The organism is Amycolatopsis sp. NPDC058986 (assembly GCF_042741125.1).
In the GTDB taxonomy this organism is placed as follows: Bacteria; Actinomycetota; Actinomycetes; order Mycobacteriales; family Pseudonocardiaceae; genus Amycolatopsis.
On sequence record NZ_JBHYJW010000035.1, the window covers coordinates 40,378 to 59,671 of the forward strand.

Annotated in this window: 21 protein-coding genes; 9 read left to right on the top strand and 12 right to left on the bottom strand. The window is 69.0% G+C overall.

All coding sequences use genetic code 11. The features are described 5' to 3' along the window. Positions 1–3 precede the first annotated feature (3 nt). The 4 genes from ACFW0G_RS27785 to ACFW0G_RS27800 all read left to right on the top strand — a co-directional run bounded on the left by ACFW0G_RS27785 (position 4) and on the right by ACFW0G_RS27800 (position 1,626). Positions 4–882: a T3SS effector HopA1 family protein gene (locus ACFW0G_RS27785; RefSeq protein WP_378328350.1), complete on the top strand. Its 879-nt coding sequence runs from the start codon at positions 4–6 to the stop codon at positions 880–882. 80 nt (positions 883–962) lie between these two features. Then, the gene (locus tag ACFW0G_RS27790; RefSeq protein ID WP_378328351.1) at positions 963–1,091 is read left to right on the top strand and encodes a hypothetical protein; all 129 of its coding nucleotides are present in this window, start codon (positions 963–965) and stop codon (positions 1,089–1,091) included. Beyond that, on the top strand, positions 1,091–1,252 hold the full coding sequence (locus ACFW0G_RS27795) for a hypothetical protein (RefSeq protein ID WP_378328352.1): 162 nt from the start codon (positions 1,091–1,093) through the stop codon (positions 1,250–1,252). The genes ACFW0G_RS27790 and ACFW0G_RS27795 overlap by 1 nt, the downstream gene beginning before the upstream one ends. A 167-nt stretch (positions 1,253–1,419) precedes the next feature. Beyond that, complete coding sequence (locus ACFW0G_RS27800) at positions 1,420–1,626, top strand: hypothetical protein (protein ID WP_378328353.1); 207 nt, start codon at positions 1,420–1,422, stop codon at positions 1,624–1,626. A gap of 5 nt (positions 1,627–1,631) precedes the next feature. On the opposite strand, the gene ACFW0G_RS27805 is transcribed toward ACFW0G_RS27800, so the two are convergent. The 5 genes from ACFW0G_RS27805 to ACFW0G_RS27825 all read right to left on the bottom strand — a co-directional run bounded on the left by ACFW0G_RS27805 (position 1,632) and on the right by ACFW0G_RS27825 (position 7,007). Then, a complete protein-coding gene (locus ACFW0G_RS27805) occupies positions 1,632–2,324 on the bottom strand; it encodes a response regulator (protein WP_378328354.1) in 693 nt (230 codons plus the stop codon). Then, a complete protein-coding gene (locus tag ACFW0G_RS27810) occupies positions 2,321–3,517 on the bottom strand; it encodes a sensor histidine kinase (RefSeq protein ID WP_378328355.1) in 1,197 nt (398 codons plus the stop codon). The genes ACFW0G_RS27805 and ACFW0G_RS27810 overlap by 4 nt, the downstream gene beginning before the upstream one ends. A gap of 457 nt (positions 3,518–3,974) precedes the next feature. Beyond that, positions 3,975–4,691 carry a S1 family peptidase gene (locus tag ACFW0G_RS27815; protein ID WP_378328356.1) on the bottom strand — a complete coding sequence of 239 codons (717 nt, stop codon included), beginning with the start codon at positions 4,689–4,691 and terminating at the stop codon, positions 3,975–3,977. Positions 4,692–4,905: 214 nt separating this feature from the next. Further along, positions 4,906–6,141 carry a sodium:proton exchanger gene (locus ACFW0G_RS27820; protein WP_378328357.1) on the bottom strand — a complete coding sequence of 412 codons (1,236 nt, stop codon included), beginning with the start codon at positions 6,139–6,141 and terminating at the stop codon, positions 4,906–4,908. Between the two features lie 101 nt (positions 6,142–6,242). Then, positions 6,243–7,007, bottom strand: coding sequence for a methyltransferase domain-containing protein (locus ACFW0G_RS27825; RefSeq protein WP_378328358.1), 765 nt, complete (start codon positions 7,005–7,007; stop codon positions 6,243–6,245). Between the two features lie 144 nt (positions 7,008–7,151). Here ACFW0G_RS27825 and ACFW0G_RS27830 point away from each other — a divergent pair, with 144 nt between their 5' ends. Then, positions 7,152–7,553, top strand: a complete 402-nt coding sequence (locus tag ACFW0G_RS27830) for an Lsr2 family protein (RefSeq protein WP_378328359.1) — start codon at positions 7,152–7,154, stop codon at positions 7,551–7,553. A gap of 17 nt (positions 7,554–7,570) precedes the next feature. Then, complete coding sequence (locus ACFW0G_RS27835) at positions 7,571–8,209, top strand: MerR family transcriptional regulator (protein ID WP_378328360.1); 639 nt, start codon at positions 7,571–7,573, stop codon at positions 8,207–8,209. A 41-nt stretch (positions 8,210–8,250) separates the two neighbouring features. Here ACFW0G_RS27835 and ACFW0G_RS27840 read toward each other — a convergent pair whose 3' ends face one another. The 3 genes from ACFW0G_RS27840 to ACFW0G_RS27850 all read right to left on the bottom strand — a co-directional run bounded on the left by ACFW0G_RS27840 (position 8,251) and on the right by ACFW0G_RS27850 (position 10,817). Further along, the gene (locus ACFW0G_RS27840; RefSeq protein ID WP_378328361.1) at positions 8,251–8,379 is read right to left on the bottom strand and encodes a hypothetical protein; all 129 of its coding nucleotides are present in this window, start codon (positions 8,377–8,379) and stop codon (positions 8,251–8,253) included. A 218-nt stretch (positions 8,380–8,597) separates the two neighbouring features. After that, positions 8,598–9,470, bottom strand: a complete 873-nt coding sequence (locus tag ACFW0G_RS27845; protein WP_378328362.1) for an SGNH/GDSL hydrolase family protein — start codon at positions 9,468–9,470, stop codon at positions 8,598–8,600. Positions 9,471–9,599: 129 nt separating this feature from the next. Then, a complete protein-coding gene (locus ACFW0G_RS27850) occupies positions 9,600–10,817 on the bottom strand; it encodes a PucR family transcriptional regulator (protein WP_378328363.1) in 1,218 nt (405 codons plus the stop codon). 175 nt (positions 10,818–10,992) lie between these two features. On the opposite strand from ACFW0G_RS27850, the gene ACFW0G_RS27855 reads away from it, so the two are divergent. Both ACFW0G_RS27855 and ACFW0G_RS27860 read left to right on the top strand, forming a co-directional pair. Beyond that, positions 10,993–11,604, top strand: coding sequence for a TetR/AcrR family transcriptional regulator (locus tag ACFW0G_RS27855; RefSeq protein ID WP_378328364.1), 612 nt, complete (start codon positions 10,993–10,995; stop codon positions 11,602–11,604). A 140-nt stretch (positions 11,605–11,744) separates the two neighbouring features. Further along, the gene (locus ACFW0G_RS27860; protein WP_378328365.1) at positions 11,745–13,064 is read left to right on the top strand and encodes a hypothetical protein; all 1,320 of its coding nucleotides are present in this window, start codon (positions 11,745–11,747) and stop codon (positions 13,062–13,064) included. Positions 13,065–13,344: 280 nt separating this feature from the next. Here the strand turns inward: ACFW0G_RS27860 and ACFW0G_RS27865 are convergent, their stop codons facing one another. From ACFW0G_RS27865 to ACFW0G_RS27880, 4 genes are all read right to left on the bottom strand, one after another. After that, positions 13,345–14,382 carry an LLM class flavin-dependent oxidoreductase gene (locus ACFW0G_RS27865; RefSeq protein WP_378328366.1) on the bottom strand — a complete coding sequence of 346 codons (1,038 nt, stop codon included), beginning with the start codon at positions 14,380–14,382 and terminating at the stop codon, positions 13,345–13,347. Between the two features lie 427 nt (positions 14,383–14,809). Further along, the gene (locus ACFW0G_RS27870) at positions 14,810–15,040 is read right to left on the bottom strand and encodes a hypothetical protein (protein WP_378328367.1); all 231 of its coding nucleotides are present in this window, start codon (positions 15,038–15,040) and stop codon (positions 14,810–14,812) included. A 170-nt stretch (positions 15,041–15,210) separates the two neighbouring features. Further along, positions 15,211–17,955 carry a CHAT domain-containing protein gene (locus ACFW0G_RS27875; protein WP_378328368.1) on the bottom strand — a complete coding sequence of 915 codons (2,745 nt, stop codon included), beginning with the start codon at positions 17,953–17,955 and terminating at the stop codon, positions 15,211–15,213. Beyond that, the gene (locus tag ACFW0G_RS27880) at positions 17,945–18,874 is read right to left on the bottom strand and encodes a hypothetical protein (protein WP_378328369.1); all 930 of its coding nucleotides are present in this window, start codon (positions 18,872–18,874) and stop codon (positions 17,945–17,947) included. The genes ACFW0G_RS27875 and ACFW0G_RS27880 overlap by 11 nt, the downstream gene beginning before the upstream one ends. Before the next feature lie 72 nt (positions 18,875–18,946). Between ACFW0G_RS27880 and ACFW0G_RS27885 the strand changes: the two genes are divergently transcribed. Next, positions 18,947–19,294 carry a hypothetical protein gene (locus ACFW0G_RS27885; protein WP_378328370.1) on the top strand — a complete coding sequence of 116 codons (348 nt, stop codon included), beginning with the start codon at positions 18,947–18,949 and terminating at the stop codon, positions 19,292–19,294.

Here is a 19,294-nt window from a genome sequence, read left to right on the forward strand (position 1 = left end):
CCGATGGACGTCGCGAAAAGAGTACTCGACGCGCTGGCCGCCGTGTCCGTCCACGGGCAGGAGGCGATGGCCGGCGGACGACGGGTGACCGCGTCCTCGCCCGGCGGGCTCCGCATGGCGTTGGCGGACGCGCTGTACGAACAGCTGCACCTCGGTGGCTTGTCGTCGGGACGTCCGGTGCGCGACCGCGAGTTCGAGCGCACGCTGATCGACGCCGCGGGACCTCGCACCATCCGGGTACCGACCACCGTCCACGCCGTCGAAGGCGGGCGGATGCTGGCCGACCGCGACGGCGTCCGGGTGTGGTTGCCCGCCGAACCGGGGGCCGCGCCGGGCGAGCGGATTCCCCTCGCGGTGAACGCGATCCGGCCCGCGTTGTCGCCGGGATTCCTCGTCGTCGACGGCCAGGCCGCCCGGTCGCCGGAGTTCCCGGGCCGTCGGGTGTACGTCCACCTGACCCGGCCGCCGGACGCCCCGCGGGTGCTGGCCACCGTCCTCGACGCGCTCGACGTCGCCGGGGTGCCCTACCGCGTCAAAGTGCTTTCCACGCCGGATCTCTACCCGCGCACGGACGGACTCGTCGTCTACTTGGGACACGACGCCGGACCGGAGGTGATCGGGGGCGCGGTGCGCGGCCTGCCCGGGCTCGGCGCGACGACGTCGGTGTTCGCCCGTCCACTGTGGCCCGGCGTCGCAGTGGCTGACGAACCAGCCGATCCCCGTATGCGGGGGAGAAGCTTCGGCGAGCACCGGGCACTGGTGTCCGCGACGGCTTTGCTGCACAGCGCCGAATCCGGCGTCCCCCGGGAATCCGCGCTACGGCGGGAATTCCGGCTCGCCCGCATCGACCCCGGCGAACCGGGAAGGAATGTCCGGGAATAGCGCCCGGCCTCGATTTCCGCGCCGCCCCGACCGCGCGGAAGACCTGTCCGTAACGGAAAACCGAAAGGAGGTGAGCAGGAATGGAAATGGAGACGCTCGACCTGTCGCTGCAGGAGCTGGAGACCACCACCGCGCCCGACTGGGGGCGCAGCGAGTGGCTGGACATCGCCGGTGCCGCCCTCGGCCTCGGCGCCATCGCCATCACCTGATGGTGGGTCCGGATCAGGAGGAAACCGGGGAAGGGGGTGACAACATGGAGAACCTCGACCTGGCCTGCCAGGAGGTGGAGGTCGTGTCCGCGCCCAACGACTTCACGTCGGGCCTCGCGCTCGGCGTCGGGATCGGCGGGCTCGTGATCGCCATCACCTGAAATCGGTGTGCCGCGGCCTGACTCGCGGCCACCGGAAAAGACAGTACGCTCGGTGGCGGAGATCGACGCGGCGGTGGGTGGCGCGGCGGGGAGACCCGTGCCCACCCACCAGCCCACCGGGCGGACCAAGTGCCGATGAGAATTCGACGTGGGAACAAGGAGAAGACGTGTCCGAAGCGAGCGAAGGAAACTCCGCCGCACCGGCGCTGGTCACCGCGAGCGCCGTCATTCCCGCCGCGCTGCTGTTCGTGCTCAGCGCGGTCGTCGACCTGAGCGGCTGGCCACTGGTCGTCGCCGCGGTCGTCCTCGTCGCGGCCGCGCTCGGCCTCATCGCGCTCGGCCAGAGCATGCGGCAACGACGGGCGCGCCGCTAGCGCGTTCACCTGAATCGGTCGTGCAGCCCGGGCCGGACCAGCCCCGATTCGTAGGCGGCGATCACCACCTGGGTACGGGAGGTCAGGCCCAGTTTCGCCATGAGCCGGTGCAGGTGCGTCTTCACCGTCGCCTCGGAAAGCCGGAGCGCGGTGGCGACCTCCATATTGGACAGTCCCTGCGCGACCTGGACCAGTACCTCGGTCTCGCGCTCGGTGAGCCGCGCCAGTGCCCGGCAGGCGGACGGTTCGGTGTCGTCGTCCGGCGTGACGGCGAACTGCTGGATCAGCCTGCGGGTCACACTCGGCGCCAGCAGACCCTCACCGCGCGCGACCGCTTGGACGCCCTCCACGATCCGCTCCGGCGGCGCGTCCTTGAGCAGGAAACCCATCGACCCGGCCCGCAGCGCGCCATAGACGTACTCGTCGATGTCATAGGTCGTCAGGGTCAGCACCGCGGGCGGATCGGGCAGCGCCATGATCCGGGCGGTGGCCTCGACCCCGGTCATCTCCGGCATCCGCACGTCCATCAGCACCACGTCCGGCCGGTGCGACTCGGTGGCCGCCACGGCCTCGGTCCCGGTGGCTGCCTCGGCGAGCACCGTCATGTCCGGCTGCGCGTTGAGCAGGCTCACCAGCGCGACCCGCACGAGCGGCTGGTCGTCGGCCACCACGACGCCGATGAGGTCGTCCGCGGTCACGACGCGATCCTCGGCAACGTCGCGGTGACCCGGAACCCGCCCGCCGGATCGGCCTGGGTCCGCACCTGGCCGCCGTAGATCGCCGCCCGCTCACGGATCCCGATCAGCCCGTGCCCCGGCCTGCCCGCCTTGTCCGACGGCGCGGGCCCGCCCGGGATACGCGGGCCGCTGTCGGAGATGTCGATGCTCAGCTCGTCGGGCGCGTACCGCAGCGCGACCCGCGTGCAGGTCGGCCCGGCGTGCTTGAGCACGTTGGTGAGAACCTCCTGCACGATCCGGTACGCGGCCAGATCCTGGCCGGGCGGTAGGGCATAACGCTCGCCGTCCTCGGTCATTTCCAGGTCGAGACCGGACGAGCGGGCCGAGGCGAGCAGATCGTCCAATTTGTCCAGTCCGGGTGCGGGGGCGGTGCTTTCCTCGGACTCGTCGGGAACCCGCAGCGCGCTGACGACGTGCCGCATCTCCGACAGCGATTCGCGTGCCTTCTCCTCGATGACGCGCAGTGCGTCGCGGGTGTGTTCGGGGTCCTGCGGCAGCAGCGCGCGGGCGACGCCTGCTTGGAGCGCGACGAGACCGAGGCTGTGCGCGACGATGTCGTGCAGCTCGCGCGCGATGCGCATCCGCTCCAGCGTGGCGACCTCCGTGGCCAGTTCCTGCTGCGCCTCTTCGAGCAGGATCACCGCGTGGTGCAGCCGGGCGGCGTGTTCGCGGCTGCGGCGCACCGTGAGTCCGAGTGCCAGGCTGATGATGACCAGCGTGATGGCGATGAGGTAGCCCTGCAGCGTGACGTGGCCGGGCCCGGCGATGCTCCACACGATGTCCCAGGACAGCGGCAGCAGACCGGCCACCAGTGCGTGCCGCGGCCCGCGGAGCACCGCGACGGTGTAGAACGCGACCAGCATCGCCAGCGTACTGGCCGGGCCGGTGGCCTCCAGGATCTCGAGCGCGATGCCGCAGCCGAGCGTTACCGCCACGACCGGCCACGGGAACCGGCGGCGGGCCAGCAGGCTGAGCACCGAGGCCGACCCGATCGCGACCACCCAGGCGACCGGTGCGGGGATCGTCCAGCCTTTCCCCACAGCGAGCCCGATGGTGATCACGTGCAGTAGTAGCAATCCGACGACCATGGCGGAGTCGGCCACGACCGGCCGGGTGACCCAGGTGCCCGCGAATCGATTCCACCAGTTCGTCATGCCTACCAGTATCCAAGGTGGAGGCCGTCTTACCCAATCGGGGCGGTCACTCTCCGTCAGCTTCGCAGGGTCGCGAATGGCACATGGGGGACGTTCAACGCCGTCAATGTCCCCTTCGCGACGCCCGGCCCACTGGGCCCTCGGCATCCACCCGGCCGAATCCGTAGCGCCACGGTGGGGGCACTCGCGATCTTGGTGACCGTGCTTCCGTAACTGGACAGTTCATTCTTGTCCATGGGCCGAAAACGCGACGGTGGAGTGTGCGGCCGTGGTGTTTTCCGGCAGATACCGATGAACGCGCCGTACCACGACGCTCAGTGTCACACCGGCGTCGGCGATTCCGCTTCCTCGGCGTGCCCCAAGAGAAGGAGCCTGACGGATCCCCTGTCGTTCGGCTCGTGCTGATCGAGTCGCCGCCGGGTCGGGGCACCGGCGGCGACTCGAGGTTCGGGGTGATTCAGTTGTTGGCGCCGATGGTGTCGCGGATCCAGTCCATATTGGACGCGATTCCGGTGTAGATGGTGCCACCGCTACCGCACGAGCCGCTCGTTCCACGGCTGGTCACGGCGACGGCTTCGCCGTTCACCAGTGCGGGAGTGCCGGAGTCGCCGTGACAGGCCGCGGCGGTCGGCGACTGCTTGACGCAGACCTCGGTGTCGTCGATCCCGCAGGCGGAGCCGTCGAGGACCGTGGTGTCCAGTTGCTTGAGCTTCTTCGGCGAGTAGTGATCGGTGTTGCTTTCCCAGCCCCAGCCGAGCAGTTTGATCGCCGCGCCGGCCGAGGGCAGGTTCGCGGCCACTTTCATGGGCGCGGATTTGGCCGGAGCGGTCAGGCGGATCAGCGCGATGTCAGCTCCGTCGCGGGTGAACGTCTTGTCCCATTTGACGAGTTCGCCGCCGGATGTCCGGTCGTTGGACCCCACGCGCAGTTGCTCGAACTGGTGGCCGATGCAGTGGGCGGCCGTCACGACCCAGCGGTCCTGGATGAGCCCGCCGCCGCAGCCGTGTCCCTCGTTCGCGTCGTCGTGTCCGAGGTCCACGATCCAGGAATAGCTTTCGGTCGCCTCGCCGCCGCCGATGATGGCGGGCTGGGCGGCGGAGGCCGTTCCCGGTGCGGCGAGGCACAGCGCGCCGGCCGCAAGCGGCAGGAGCAGGGAAGCAAGGCGCTTGTGCACGTAAACACTCCTCACGCTCGAGAATTATCTTCGCTGACACGCTACGACCGCTCTCGCGCGCCGAATACCGACCAACGTCGGGAGTTCCCCGGTGTTCAAGCGTGACGAGCGGGAATTTCTCCGGTGACGATCCGGGAATCGTTCATGGGCTGTCCACATCGCCGGGCGCGAATACTGAGTGTCCATTGTGGATGAGCGGTCGTGAAGTCCGCCGCTAGTGCGGATCCTCCGGGATGTGACCGCCGATCGCCATCGTCGTCGGCTTCAGCTGACGGAGCCGGGGGATGAGGAGCGTCACCGCGACGGCCAGATAGACGTAGGTGAGGATGAGCCTCGCGGATTCGCCTGGCAGCACGAACTGGACGGCGAACAGGACGAAGAGCCCGATCGCCTCCCACAGCCGGAACCGGAGGTCGAGCAGGACCACTACGGCGAGAACTGTCTGCGCCGCGGTCAGTGCCACCTCGTCGACCTGGCGCTCGACGAGGGGCAGCGCGGCGGAACCGCCGCCGAGCAGGTAGGCGATCGGCAGTGCGCCGACCAGCAGCGTCCATTGGTTGATCTTGCTGGACAGCAGCGCGCCGAGTCCGTCGGCGGCACGCAGCCGCCAGGCGAAGACCACGGCGACGATCAGTTCGGGGGCTTCCGATGCCAGCGGTGCCAGCCACTGGATCAGCAGGAATCGGTCGATGCCCAGCGCGCTGCCCGCTTCGACGAGTGATTCGGCGAACGGCTCGGCGGAGGAGAACACCAGCACCGCGGCCACCGCGAACAGCAGGATCGTCAAGGGCCGTCGGCGGTTCGCCCGCAGTGTCGCCAGCCGGGCCGGAACGCCGGCGAGTTCCTCCAGGTCTTCGGCGCCGCACCGGCTCATCCGCCACAGGTAGAACCCGTACCACCCGATCAGCACAACCGAAAGGTACAGTCCGATGTGGCCGGTCAGCGGCATCACGAACGCGACGAGCGCCGCGACCGCGAGGAAGGCGACGTCGATGCGGTGGTGCGGCTCGAGCCGGATGTGCGGGCTTGCCGAGCCGCGTGATCGGCGGACGGCCAGCGCGGTGGCGATGGCGACCAGCGGCCAACCCACGCCGACGAGCAACCTGTTGGCGCCCGTCATGTTGGCGGCCGCGTAGGCCACGTAATCGGGGCGAGTGCCCGCGCTGTAGGCGAAATAGAGGTCCACGGCGTACTCCGGGAGCACGGCGATGAGGGCGAGCAGCGCCAGTGCCAGCGCGCCGGAGATGTCGGCACGCGCGGTTTCCGCCGCCCACATCAGCATCACCGCCGCCGCGAGCACGCCGAGTCCGAACAGGACGCCGCCCCAGACGGCGTTCGGGTGCGTCCCGGTCAGCCTGAGCACGACGGCGGGTGCCGCGGCGACCGCGACCAGGGTGAAGCGCAGCGCGACGGCGCCCCGGCTCGGGAGTGACCAATTTTGACTGTTCATGGTGTCTTTCCTGTCGCCCGGTCACTTCGGAAGATAGAACAGAGCACACGGGGCAGCCATCCGAAACGAGGGGCTTTCGCCGAACATCACCCGAGAGGCAGTTATCCGGGGAGCTGTGCGGTCACCATGAGCTGACTGTCGCCGAACCGGTAGGGCTCGTCGGTCGGCCCGGCGAACCGTGCCACGTCGACGAAGCCCGCTTCGGTGAGCAGCTGGCCGAGGTGGGCACTGGTGTAGATCCGATGAACGGCCGTCGCGGTGACCTCGGCCGCACCACGGCGGAAGGTGTCGTGCGAGATAATGGCGGACCGCTCGACGTCGTAAGTGTTGACCGATTCGACCTCGATATCGCCGACCTGATGTACGGAGCGCTCGGCATCGACGAAGCCCGGCAGCACCGATTCGGCGGTGATCCCGACGTCCACCACGATGCCGCCGCCGGGCCGGACCGTGGCAGCCATTCCCGCGACGAAGTCGCGTAATGCTTCGATGTCCAGGTAACCGAAGCTGTTGCCCATGCACACCACGGCGTCGTATGCGCCGTCGTTCGGTAATTCCCGCATTTCGGCCACGGCGAGGTCGACATCGAGGTCGCGTTCGGCGGCCCGCTTGCGTGCGTGGTCGATCGCTTCCGAAGAGATATCGATACCGCGTACCCGGTGTCCACGGGCAGCAAGTTCGAGCGAATGCCTGCCGCTCCCGCACGGCACGTCGAGTACCCGTGATCCGGCGGTGAGGCCGAGCCTGCGCACGATGAAATCAACCTCGTCCTCGGTGGAGAACGTCGTCGCGACTCGTCGCCAGAACTCGTTGGGAAGCTCGGTGAAGAACGTTTCGAACCAGTTGTCGGAAACGTCGCTGGACATGAGTGAGCCTCTCGCCGTGCCGATTGCCGTGTCTATCGCGTCGTGATTCTAGGCCAGTGCCCATGCGGCCGGCTTACAATCGGCTAGACTTCGTAGGTTGTCGGGGCGCGCGTGCCCCGCGTAGCGGCAAGTGAGGGAAGTGTGATGGCTCAGAAAGTTCTGGTTCAGGTACTGGACGATATCGATGGCAGCGAGGCCGACCAGACCGTTCCGTTCAGTTTGGACGGAGTCGACTACGAGATCGACCTTTCGCAGGACAACGCCGAAGAGCTGCGGGACCTGCTGGCGCAGTTCGTGTCGGCGGGGAGGCGAGTGGGTGGCCGGAAGGTGCGGTCGACGGTCGCCCAGTCCCCGGGTTCGGTGTCCGGCGGTGGTTCGGTGTCGCCGGAGGATCGCGAGCGTTCCCGGGCGATCCGGGCCTGGGCGCTGGAGAACGGTTTCGAGATCTCCGATCGTGGCCGGATGCCGCGCGAGGTCATCGAAGCGTTCGAGGCCGCGGAGGCCAAACCGGTGAAGACGACACGCAAGCGGGGACGACGGAAGTAGCCTGTCACCACCTGATGATGTCCGATGAAGGGGTGAAATCCGGGGTACGGATCAGGGAAGCCGCCGCCTTGTACGATCTCGCGCCGTCCACATTGCGCTGGTGGGAGGCGCAAGGGGTACTCGACGCGCCAGAACGGGAAGCCGGTAAGCGGCTGTACAGCGACTGCGATCTTCGGCGGATAGGGCTCGCCTACCTGTGCTGTGTGGCCGGGAGGATGCCACTGGAACAGGCCGCGGTCGTGACCGCGGGCACCGCGAACGTCGAAGCGTGGCATGGGGTCGTGGGTGCGCAGGTCGCTCGTCTCGAGCGGGAGATCGGGTTCCTGGTGGCCGCGCGCGACTACCTCGCTCACCTCATGCTGTGCTCCGACGACGATCCGGCGCTGTGTCCGCACCTGGACGGCGAGCTGGTCGCGCGTACGCCACGCGGACGTGTCGCCGGAGGCGACCTGCTCGAAGCCGCGCAGGCGGCAGCCCGGCACGAGGAACGCGACGAAGCTCGGAGCGGGGGCGTCGAGAACCCGGAAGACGTTCCCCTGTGCCCCGGGTGTGGAGAACAGGTCGATTCGCCGTCTCGGGGGAGGCCGCGCACCTACTGCTCCCACGCTTGCCGGCAGCGAGCCTATCGCGCGCGCCGCGGCAGACCAGGCCGGTGATCCCGCGATGCGCACTCGACGAACGCTGACTGGCCTGAGTTTCATGGCCGGCGCTCAGTATCTCGCCGCAGACAGTCGCGAGCCGCGACGAGCGCTTCGACTCCGCCGCACTGCGCGGTGACGGCTTCCTCGCCGGTCAGGCGGTTCTCCAAACCTTCCACAGTGGACATGTTCGCAGGGCTGTCCTCGCTGAGGAAAAGGTGAAACGAGTGAGCCCGTCACCGTGTTAGTGTCCAAAAAGGACAGATAGTGTTCGGTGAGAACTGTCGTGCCGTGAAATGTTCATCATTCGCGAGCGGGCCGGTGGAACGAGTGTCCACCGGCCCGTCAGCATGTCCCGGGGTCTTTCAGTCCTCTGTGGATGAATGCGGCATCGGCTTTACGTGGTTCAGGACAGGCCGAGCGTCTCGAGCGTGTGCTGTGCCATCTGCCGCTCGCCCTCGGCGTTCGGGTGGACAGGCCCGAGAGTGCCGGACGGCACGACGGGCTCGACCCAGCGGGTACCGGCCGGTTGGCAGGCGTCGTGCCCTTCGGAGATCTCCGAGTAGTCGACGAAGGTCGTGTCGGTGGCGTCGGCGGCACGCTTGATCGTGTCGTGCAAGGTGGTTTGCAAGTCTCGCACGTAGCCGAGGTCGCCGGACGCGAGCGGGATCGTCGGGAAGCACCCCGCACCGCTGGGCAGAATGTTCAGGTAGTCGCCGATCGCGACGCGTGCGTTGGGGGCCTTCTTTTTCACGGCGGTGAGCGCCTTGACGAGGTTCGGGTAGGTCTTGGCCCTGACCGTGTGCGCGAAGGAGTCACCGAAGGCCGTTTCGCACGGGCTGCCCGTTCCACCCGAGAGCACTCCGGCGGCGCCGCAGGCGATGATCGCGGAGATGAAGGTGTTGTTGTCGTTCCCGCCGATCGACATGGTGACCAGCTTGGTGGCCGACGACAAGGCGTCGACCTGTGCCGGAACCCCAGGATACTGCGGGAGCGTGTAGTGCGTGGTCGAAGCGCCTCCGCACGAGACGTCCTTGAGGCGATAGCCCTTGGTCGCGGCGATCACGTGGGCCCAGTTCTTCGCGGACTGCGCGCACAACGGACTCATGCCCGGCGCGAGTGGCAGGATGCCGGAACCCGCGCTGAAACTGTCCCCCATGTTGACGTAGTCCGGCGCGCTCGCTGTGTCCGCCACGGCGGAACCGGGAACCGCTACGGTGGTGAGTAGTGCGGACGAGACGATCGCGCCGGCAACGCGGGCGCGAGAGAACAAAGGCATCGGCGGTCCCCTTTGACAGGCCGGAATCAGAATGTCGAGCCATCATCGAGGACCTGACCCGGGAACAACAGTGGACGCCGCCCGAAACTTTACGCGCGAGTTTGTAGCTGTCTCCAAGAACGGCCGTCGCTACTGTGCGCTGACGAACCGGTGGGCGATCACCGCCGCGCGCAGTGTCTGCCAGCCTTCGCGCGTCGTGGGATCCACCTCGGTGAGACCGCGGACGCGGCTCAGCCGGTAGTCCACCGTGTTGACATGCAGATGTAGCCGCTTCGCGGTCTCGCGGCGAACGCCGTCGCAGGCGAGATAGGCGGCGAGGGTCTCCCGGAGGTCCGGATGACCGGCCAGGCGCTCGACCAGGTCCGCCAGTGCGGCCCTGGCCGGTCCCGGCCGGGTCACTTGGACTTCGAACCGAAGGGCGGTCAGATCGTAGACCCGGGGTTCGAGCGCGAGCCGGTCGGCGACCTCGGCGGTGTCCACCGCCGCGCACACGGCCTCCGGCATCGTGTTCGCGACGGCATTCGCCGTTCCGGCGGCCCAGCGATCACCGACCACAGGGGCGAGCGCGGTGGTCAGGCCGTCAGCACGCGCCTGGCCTTTGAGCATGATGGTGCCGCCTGTGGCGGTCAGCCCATCGAGGACGGGCGTGCCGGACAGGTCCGTCAGAACCTGGCGGATGGCGCGGTTCCTCCGGCGCACCTCCACCGCGGCGGTGACCTCGTTGCCGGGCACTGGTTCCGTGAACCGGAGAGCCAGCACCGTGCGTTCGCGCCACGGTGCGAGCCCCGCGTTTTCCCAGAGTTCGGGGGTTTCCCGGCCGGTGAGCACCGCGTCGAACAGCTGACCGCGGATCTCGCGGTCGCGTCCGGTGACGGCCAGCGTCGTCTCCATGAAGCCTTCGGTGACGGCCGTGCTCAAGGTCAGCAGGTATCTCAGCATCCGGCTGCCGATCGCCACCACCGCGGCGACTTCGTCCCCTCGGGCGTACTCGGAGACCACCTCCCACGCCGCCCCGGCGCCGGCGTAGTTCGCTGCCAGTACCAGGCGCAGCGGAATTCCTTCCTCGGCCCGCCGTGCCGCGGACCGCGTGACCACCGCCAGCTCGGCCCCCGTCGGCATCCGGTCCTCGCGGAGCATGCGGGTGACGAGGCCGAGATGGAACTCCGCGATCCCGCGGACGTCCACCTCGATCTCGGCCTCGGGCAGTTGCCGGTAATAGGGCACTTCCGTCAGTATTCGCCGCACCATCGCGTCCAGCAGGCACGGCATCCTGTCCGCCAGCCGCACGGCCAATGACGCGGAGCCGAGGTGGGCGCCGTCCCGGTGACCGATACCGCTCGTGGTCATGACCTGCCCCCGCCTGCCGAGGACGTGCGCGGGTGGCGGGGCACGGGGTGGTGCTGCACGGGAGCCTCCCAGAGGTCTGCGTCACTCGCCCTTGCGCAGCCTCCTGGATCCAAAGAAATATTTCAAGTACTCGCTTTTTAAGTTAGTCTTGTGTCATCCGGCAGGAGGAGACGATGTGGCGGACCAGCGGCGAACCCAGTCGGAGCGCCGCGCGGCGACCACCGCACGCCTGATCGAGGGCGCCATCGGCGCCGTGGTCGACCTGGGCTACGCGCGCACGACGGCGAAGGAGATCTGTGCGCGGGCGGGGGTCTCGCAAGGTGCGCTTTTCGGGCGTTTCGCGACACTGGTCGACCTCGTGCTCGCCGCGGCGCGGGAGGTCGCGCGGCGGCAGATCGAGAACTTCGCCCGCCGTTTCGCCCGGCTGTCCGACACCGACGACGTTCCGACGGTGCTCTCGCTGGTCCGGGAAGGGGCCAGGGACCCGATCAACGCGGTCTGGATCGAACTGCTGGTGGCGGCCCGAACCGACGCTGACCTACGAGCACGATTCGAGCCGATCGTCAGCGAGTACGTGGCCGCGATGTTCGTGAACGCGGAGCGCGTCCCCGCCGTACGCAGGCTGCCCCAGGAAGCCCGCGCGGCGGCGCTGATGACGACGCTCCACTTCTTCGACGGGGAGGCCTTGGGCGCGGCGCTCTACCCGGACCCCGAACTCGACGCCCAGCGGCTGGCGGTCATCGGGGTGATGACGGAGTCCTATCTCAAAGAGCAGGGAGCGCGATGACGCCGCCGCGCACCGAGGTGATCCGAGCGGCTTCGAAGATCCTTCGAACGGGGGGTGCCAGGCGGCCTGCGCGGGCGCATATCGTTCGTTGACATGGGTGAAAATGTGCGCGACGCTCGATCATTCCGGTTTCGCGCGAAATGACGACGCGGCTTTCCGTTTCGGAGGTCCTCCGCAGTGCGGCTCCGAAGGCCGAGAATCCGCTGCCCCCGCTCGTCAACGCGGGGCGGGCCCGGCAGCGGGTGGCGTTGCCGTACCGGTCACGCGACAGTGTCGATGGGACCGGCGGCGAGCATTCCTCGCCCGCGCTGATTCTGGAGAACGACTGTCTCCGGGTAACCGTGCTGCCTGCTCTCGGTGGGCGGATCGAATCGTTGTACGACAAGGGAAGCCGTCGGGAACTGGTACCCGGCGGTGACGTCGCGGGCGGTATCGAATGGAATCTCGGTGACGGCGGTTTCGCCGGCGCCGCTGTGGTGCCGATGTATGCCGCGGAAGTCGACGGCCCGGACGGGACACCCGCGCTGCGGCTGTGGGAATGGGAGCGAACCCGCGATCTGGCCTGTCAGGTGGATCTGTGGCTGCCGGAGGATTCCTCCCTGCTGCTCGTCGGGGTGAAGGTCCGCAACCCGCATGACCACGCGGTGCCGGTCGGGTGGTCCTCGAACATCATCGTCTCGCGCACCGTTCGCCTGCTCGGCAGGCCACGGGAGAGCAGCCGTTGGACGGCTGCGGTGGGCGAAGACGGAGCAGGGCTGGTGCAGTTGTCCGTGTCGCCCTCGAACGAGCACGTCGCGGCCGGAGGTTCGTGGCACCGGCTCGAAGCGTTCGGATCGTGTTACGCGGGAGCGGCCGCCTGGCGTGGTGACGCCCGTGTCGCGGCTACGGATCTGGAACGGAGGCTTCCGGACGCGGGGCTACTGGGGCGGCTGAGCCGAGCGTGGCTGGGGGCCGCCGACAACCCGCCGCGCGACCCGTTGTCGCATGGCTCGGGATGGGGTGCGCTGGAGACCCACCGGATGCTCGTCGAGTTTCCGGCCACTCCTTATCCCGCCGAGTCAATGGGTGTGGAGCAACGCCCATGGCTTTCCTTGCTCGACGGTACGCCGTGGACGGGTGACCCCGTGGTGGACCCGGGCCCGACGCCGGTCAACGCGTACTGGCGTGAGCTGCTCGAATACGCGCCGGCTACCTGGACGACCTGGTACCACCGTGGCGTCGCTCGCTGGGCTGCCGGTGAGCGCCGGAAGGCGGCCGACGCGTGGGCGATGTCGTTGGCGCACGCGGAAAACCCCTGGGCGCTTCGGAACCTGGCCGTCGTTTCCCGGCTGTCCGGTGATACCGGCCGCGCCGCGCGCCGCTATGCGCGTGCCGTGGAGCTGGCGCCCGCCGTCCGCGCACTCGCGACCGAGGCGCGGCTGGCCGCCGAAAATCCCGCCCGGCCGGCAACCGGGCATTGAATGTCCACTGTGGATACGGGTGTGGGTAGGCGCTCGTACTCCGCCCTGGCGCTTCGCGCAGGCGCAGCGCGGTTCCGGATCGTCGAGAAGACGCCGGAACAGGGCAGCGTCCAGCAACGGCCGACGCCGAGGGCCGCGTACGACAGGCAGGCCGCGACTACCGCCACAGCGTCTCCAACGAGAACGGCTGCCTGTGTCTCGCGGGGCCTACTGTTCGACGGGTGCTTTCGGCAACCGGTGCGGGAAGCGCCGGTGGGCCACGGCCGGACGACTACTTCGTTCAGGCGGTGAGCTTGGCGAACTCGGCCATTTCCGCGGGCGGGTCGACCACCGGCTGGATGACGATCTCGTCGATCCCGGCCGCCGCCATGGCGGCGATCCGGGAAAGGAGGTCGTCCCGCGTGCCGGCCATGGCCAGTCTGTCGATCAGTGCCGGCAGGACCAGGTCCCGGTCTGCCGGATCGATGCGTCCCAGGTAGTTGGTGTAGAGCATGCGGTACCGGTCCGGCGCTGTGGCGGTGGTGCCACGCCGGTCGAGGAACCGTCGCACGGCTTCCCGTTCCTCGGGGCCGAGTACCTCGGCGAAGGAGGGTTTGTCGGCGGCGAAGACCAGGAAGGACAAGACGGTGTGGCCTGTCGCGTCCCGGACCGCGTCGCCGTTCGGGTCCTCGCTCTCGCCGAGTACGTGCAGCGAGGTCATCAGATAGCAATCGCCGCCAACCGGCGTGCTCGAGTTCTCCCGGCGAGCACCGTGGAGCGCGCGCCAGGCAGAGGGATCCAGGGTGGCGAAGGAAAGCAGGCCGGTGCCGCGACGGCCGGCGATGGCAGCGGCCTTCACACCCTGCGCGGCCACCACGAACTCGACGGGGCCGGCGGTGTCCCGGTACTGCCCGGCGTGCAGGAACCGGATGTCGCGGACCCGGTCGCCCTCGCGGTAGCTGATCGAGCGGCCGGCGCACAGATCCTGCAGCGAGGCGGTGAACGTCTCGAGCTCGGCCCCGGTGGCAGGCGGCATTCCCAGGGTGCGCCGGGCGGAGTTCCCGGTGCCGACTCCGCAAATGATCCGGCCCGGTGCCAGCGCGTCGAGGCTGGCGAGCGCGCTCGCGGCGGCCGGTATCGACCGCAACGCCGGTGACGTCACGCCGACGCCGAGTCTGATCCGGCTGGTGGCCTTCGCGCACAACGCCAGCGCCGCGAACGGATCGCCGTGGACCATAGGGGTGTCGTAAACCCAGAAGCTGCTCAAGCCCAGTTCCTCGGCCTGTACGGCGAGTTCCTCCACGCCGGGCCGTGCCGCGACCACAACGCCTGCACGCAAGATGCCTCCCCGGACTCGTCGCGCCAAGGCATGGCCATCGTAGCCTTCCCTCGCCGTGCCTGTCGACGAAACGAACCAGCGACCCGTGTGCGCGTACGAGAATCGACCTGATTCGGGACCGCGTGGCTTTCCGGCCCCCTTCTGTGCGAACGAATCCCAGTCAACGGGGGCGGTGCCCGGTCGGGGCGCATACGGCAGGAAGGTCCCGGCCGGGCACCTCGCGTGTGCGGTCGCCGGGGGTTGACGGCCGCACCGTGGATGTCCTCAGTGGAGGGAGAACCCTGGGACTCCTGTCGCCTTTGGCTCTGCCACGGGATGCGGTTTCGCAGGCGGCGGTCCTCCGAAATGGACCACCGCCGGTGACGCCTCGTGCCCGGCAGCGGGTCTGCCGGCTGGAGGCGGCTTTCTGTGCCCGTGTTCATCGGGGTCAACCGCTCGGCGTCGGCGCCTGCTTGATCACGGACATGATCGGGCCGAGCTGGCCGATCATCCCCTTGAGCCAGGTCAGTGCCGCGTCCGCGTTGATCAGCAGCCAGATCCCGATCGCGACCGCGCCGAGCACGAGCAGCACGAGCAGGAGTCCGGCGACCAGCAGGAGCCAGACGACCAGCCTGCCGAAGCCGGAGGTCTTGCCTGCTGTTCCCAGATTGTCGGCCATGGTTGCTCCCATCTCCTCGGTGGCGCCGGGCCGGTACCGTCCACTGAGAACTATATAGTCACATAGCAATGTATGCATATATAGCGTGAGTGGTGTCACCGCTGGTCAGGTATCTCAGCCGGCCCGGCGAGGACGCCGAGGCTCGATCCCGGATCCTTGGCTGGCCAGGATCATGGCCCGGTGTGCGCGTGTGCCGCCCAGTGCAAGGGGTGGCCACCCGCGTAGTGGTCCCGGAGGTCGCGCGTGGCGGCGTGCACGGCGTCGGCGGGGTGGCTTCCCTTGCCGAGCAGTTCGGTGTAGACGCGCTCGGCGAATTCCGCTTCGTCGCTGATCGGCCACAGCGTGGAGATCACGTGCGGATACCCGGCCTGCTGGAACGCCGACGCGATGTGGATCGCCTCGTCCGGGAGTGTGATCCCGGTTCGTCCGGTCGCGCAGGCCGACAGGTAGGCGAGCCAGGCATCGGGGGTGTGGCCGTCGGCGATCTCGGTCACGGTCAACGGGCCGTCGGCGAGTACGAGGTGACCGGACGAAGGGTCGGTCGCCCGGCTCGTGGCGTGACACGCGAAGTGGACCAGATCGCTGTTCGCGATCGCGGCACACACCTTGGCGCGCGTCGCCTGCTCGTCGCGCAGGACACGAATTCCCGGGAGCAGGGTTCGTAGCGCCTCGATCTCCCGTCGTGCGCCGGTCAATTCGGGGTAACCGTCCACGTGGGACACTCCGACGGCCAGCGGCGAGACCGGGACGCCGGGGCCCGGCTCGGTCGCCGTGGCGTGCCTCAGCGCGGCGATGGTCGGTGTGTACGAGGAAATCACCCGATCCAGGACCGTGCGGCCGTCCTGCTCGACGTGGTATCCGGCCGCGTGCAGCGGCAGGAACGCGAGCGGTCCCACGGGCATCCACCACAGCCGGGGCGGTTTGCCGCCGACCGGAATGTCCATAGTGGACAGAATTGGTTCGGCTACGACGTCCCACAGCCAGCGCAACAGCCGGGCGACGAACCGGGAGGCGGCCCACACGTCGTCGACGTCGAACGCGTGTTGGAACTCGGTGATCTCCACGGCGTACTGGAACGCCCCGATCCGGTGCAGCACGGCATCCAGGGTGAGCTCCGGCAACGGCACCGTACGCACCCGCGAGCCGGTGACGATGATCGCCGCGCAGCCGTGTTCGCTGACGTTCACGGCCACCACCGGGCCGGTGACGGCGCCGCCTGCCTGCGGCGGTTGTCCCAGCGCCTGGGTCAGCAGCACCCCGCGCCCGCGTTCCAGCAACCGCAGTGCTTCGGTCGCGTCGCCGTGCCGTAACGCGCAGGCCGCCGCGTCGGCGGCCAGGCCGGGGTGACGCAGGTTGTGCTCCTGATCCGACCTCCGGAGCTCGGCGGGCGCCGACTGGGCGAACGCGTCGACCGCTATCCGGTAGCCCGCGGTCGCACTGGCCCACTCGCCGGCGCGTGCGGCCAGCGCGCCCCAGCTCGATCCGGCGCTGATCCTGGCGTGGACGTCGGCGAGGGGATCGCCTGCCGCCTCGGTGAAGGCGGCGATGGCGCGCACGCGGTCCTCTTCGCTACCGCTGTCGCGGAACCGCTTCTCCAGAGCCGTTCCGAGCACGTCGAACCGGGCGACCCGCGATCCCGCCACCTCGCCGGTCGCGGATTCGGCGAACCGCACCGCCTCGTCCAAGCGGGCGGCACCGGCGTGCTGGTCCTGCCACAGCATGGCCAGGTTTCGGGTGATCATCGGGCGTGCGTGATGATCGGACGGCAGGTTGTCCAGGGTGTCCTGCATGATCTCGATCGCTTCGGCCAAGTCCGCCGGCGTGCCGGCGGGTGTGAGCGCGTGGCTCGCGAGCGCGAGTGCGAGACCGGATCGCGCGACGTACCGCGTCGGGTAGTCCCGCGAGGACGCCTTGCGATAGGCGGCGATCGCTTCGGTGAGGTCGGCCAGGTGGTGGTACCGGTGGAACCGATTGCCCAGGCACCTTCCCAGGTTCACCAGGTCTCTGGCCGGCACCGGGTCGTCGTCCGTCGTCCGCTGGGCCACCACCGCCCGCTGAACGGAGATGGCCTCGTCCAAAACCCTCGTGTCGTCCGTGGCCTCGAACAGCGCGTTCAGCGACAGGCCGAGATTCGCGCGGATCTCGGCGCTGTCCGGCTCCAGCCGAAGCGCGGCACGCAGCAGTTCGATCGAACGCCGCAGCGCGGCGACGTCCCGCTGCCGTCGATGCTGGTAGCGCAGGACACTGGCGAGGCAGCTGAGCGGCCGGGGTTCCTCCGGAGCCAGCGAGATCGCCCGTTCCGCGGCCTCCCTCGCCCGAGCCAGGTCTTCCGGCCGGTCGGCGTGCTCGTAGCGCCGGAGCAGGCTTTCGGTGAGGTTGAGCTGCGTGCGTGCCTGGTCGTTCGGCCACTCCAGCAGCCGCTCGGCGGCGTCGACCGCCAAGTCGAGATCGGCCCCGTCCGACGTGTGTTCGTAGCGGACGCGAGGGAGCTCTCGAAGGTAGGACAACGCGATGACACGTAGGTCGCGGTTGTCCCCGGCCGACTCGTCGGCGCTGCGCAGCGCGGCGATGCTCTCGTCGAGGTCGTGTACCCACGAGCGCCGCGTGGCCAGCGCGACGCCGTGCATCAGGGCCACCCACGCGGCCAGTTCGTGATCGCGCTGTGGGTAGCCGTGGGCGTAGCGGCCCAGTTCGACGGCGGCGTCGAGGGCGCCTGGCCGTTCGGACGTCTTGCCGAACACCAGCTCTCGCAGTACGCCGGCCATCCGATGAACACGATGTGTCCCGCTCACCCGCGCCCTGGCCAAGGCCATGATCAGCGCGCGGACCGCGACGTCGATTCGTTTCCGGTTCGTGGACCCCGCCGCCGCGTAGAGATCGCTGACGGCTTTCGCGATCGCGTCCTCAGCCGGCATCGTGACTCTCCAGAACGAGACGAACCGGCTCGGGGATCACCAAGGCACCCTGCTCGGGCGGGCCCGCCGCCAACCACGTCTTCGGAAACGACACGGACTCCGCCGCACGCACCACCCGGAACAGCCGCAGGGCCTCGGCGAGATCGTCGGCGGCGTGGGCGCCGGACAGCGTTCGCCTGGTGTGCCGCAGGATGTGCACCAGGGCGCACACGTAGGTGGCCTCCAGATCGAACCCCGCGCTCAGCTCGCGCAGTTCGCGGGCCTCGGCCACCGCCTCCGGCGCCAGCACAGCGGAGTGGTCGCTGCCCCGGCCGGCGGCCTCCTCGAGCCGCTGCGTGAGCGAGGTCAGCAGTTCCTGCCGCCGACGGGTCGCTTTGCCCGGCCATGGCGTGTCCTCGGCCACGACCCGTCCCTTGGCGAACACCTTGATCCGGTGCAGGAGGGCGTCCCGGTGGAACCAGTCGGGCCGGACAAGCCGGACGACCTTGCCGATCTCACTGGTGAAGGCGGATCGCGGCACCTCGTCGGCGCCCGGTGGGATGAACTTGAGCGCCTCCTCGATCGCCGCCGGAGCGAGCCAACGACCGTGGCGCCGATCCTGGCGAGACCGCGAGCGGTCCGCCGCCAGGTCCGCGAAGGCACCGCCGACCACAAGCCACTCACCGGGATCGAGGATCTCCGACAGCCCTTCGCCGTATGGCTGATCAGCCCGTGCTCGCCGCTCCTTCAGGGTGGAGAAGTCGAATCGACGAGTTGCGCCACAGGCCGGGCACGCCCAGGTGTAGGTCCGTTCCGTCCTGGTCACGCCGTGGACGGCGCCACCCGACCAGACCTCGACCGTGTCGTCGCCGCAGTCGCACGGATGCACGCCCATGTACGCGTGTTGCTCATCCACCGAGCGGGACGGCAGAGCGGCCATGGTCACCAGCATGCCGCACGATCATCGGCGAAACAGCCGATTTCGGTAATCGCTTCAGTACGATCTGCTGCCATGGGTGATCCGAGGGACGATGTGGCCAGGCTCTGCGCCGGCCTTGCCCTGCTCCGCAAGTACGCGCCGGACGACGTTTCCGGGCTGATCGAGCAGGCCAAGGACGGGCGGCTCACCGCCGAAAGCCTGGACTCGGTGCTGGCCAAGGTGCACGGCCCGCCACCGCCGTCGGTGTGGCGTGGCGATCAGCCTGGCCCCGCGCTGCTCGGCCGGTTCGGCCGCCGGTCGGCCCATGAGGTGTACGTGTGCCCGAGCAGCCGTTGTTCCCGGGTCACGCCAAGGAGATCGGGCGAACCGGCGCCGACCTGCCACCTCGACGAGGCGCGCCTGCGCCCGACGAAGTTGTGA

Bases quoted from the DNA above. Each gene is read 5' to 3' on its own strand.
- ACFW0G_RS27785 (WP_378328350.1), top strand. From the start codon at position 4: ATGGACGTCGCGAAAAGAGTACTCGACGCGCTGGCCGCCGTGTCCGTC.
- ACFW0G_RS27790 (WP_378328351.1), top strand. From the start codon at position 963: ATGGAAATGGAGACGCTCGACCTGTCGCTGCAGGAGCTGGAGACCACC.
- ACFW0G_RS27795 (WP_378328352.1), top strand. From the start codon at position 1,091: ATGGTGGGTCCGGATCAGGAGGAAACCGGGGAAGGGGGTGACAACATG.
- ACFW0G_RS27810 (WP_378328355.1), bottom strand. From the start codon at position 3,517: ATGACGAACTGGTGGAATCGATTCGCGGGCACCTGGGTCACCCGGCCG.
- ACFW0G_RS27820 (WP_378328357.1), bottom strand. From the start codon at position 6,141: ATGAACAGTCAAAATTGGTCACTCCCGAGCCGGGGCGCCGTCGCGCTG.
- ACFW0G_RS27825 (WP_378328358.1), bottom strand. From the start codon at position 7,007: ATGTCCAGCGACGTTTCCGACAACTGGTTCGAAACGTTCTTCACCGAG.
- ACFW0G_RS27830 (WP_378328359.1), top strand. From the start codon at position 7,152: ATGGCTCAGAAAGTTCTGGTTCAGGTACTGGACGATATCGATGGCAGC.
- ACFW0G_RS27835 (WP_378328360.1), top strand. From the start codon at position 7,571: ATGTCCGATGAAGGGGTGAAATCCGGGGTACGGATCAGGGAAGCCGCC.
- ACFW0G_RS27840 (WP_378328361.1), bottom strand. From the start codon at position 8,379: ATGTCCACTGTGGAAGGTTTGGAGAACCGCCTGACCGGCGAGGAAGCC.
- ACFW0G_RS27845 (WP_378328362.1), bottom strand. From the start codon at position 9,470: ATGCCTTTGTTCTCTCGCGCCCGCGTTGCCGGCGCGATCGTCTCGTCC.
- ACFW0G_RS27850 (WP_378328363.1), bottom strand. From the start codon at position 10,817: ATGACCACGAGCGGTATCGGTCACCGGGACGGCGCCCACCTCGGCTCC.
- ACFW0G_RS27860 (WP_378328365.1), top strand. From the start codon at position 11,745: ATGACGACGCGGCTTTCCGTTTCGGAGGTCCTCCGCAGTGCGGCTCCG.
- ACFW0G_RS27870 (WP_378328367.1), bottom strand. From the start codon at position 15,040: ATGGCCGACAATCTGGGAACAGCAGGCAAGACCTCCGGCTTCGGCAGG.
- ACFW0G_RS27875 (WP_378328368.1), bottom strand. From the start codon at position 17,955: ATGCCGGCTGAGGACGCGATCGCGAAAGCCGTCAGCGATCTCTACGCG.
- ACFW0G_RS27880 (WP_378328369.1), bottom strand. From the start codon at position 18,874: ATGGCCGCTCTGCCGTCCCGCTCGGTGGATGAGCAACACGCGTACATG.
- ACFW0G_RS27885 (WP_378328370.1), top strand. From the start codon at position 18,947: ATGGGTGATCCGAGGGACGATGTGGCCAGGCTCTGCGCCGGCCTTGCC.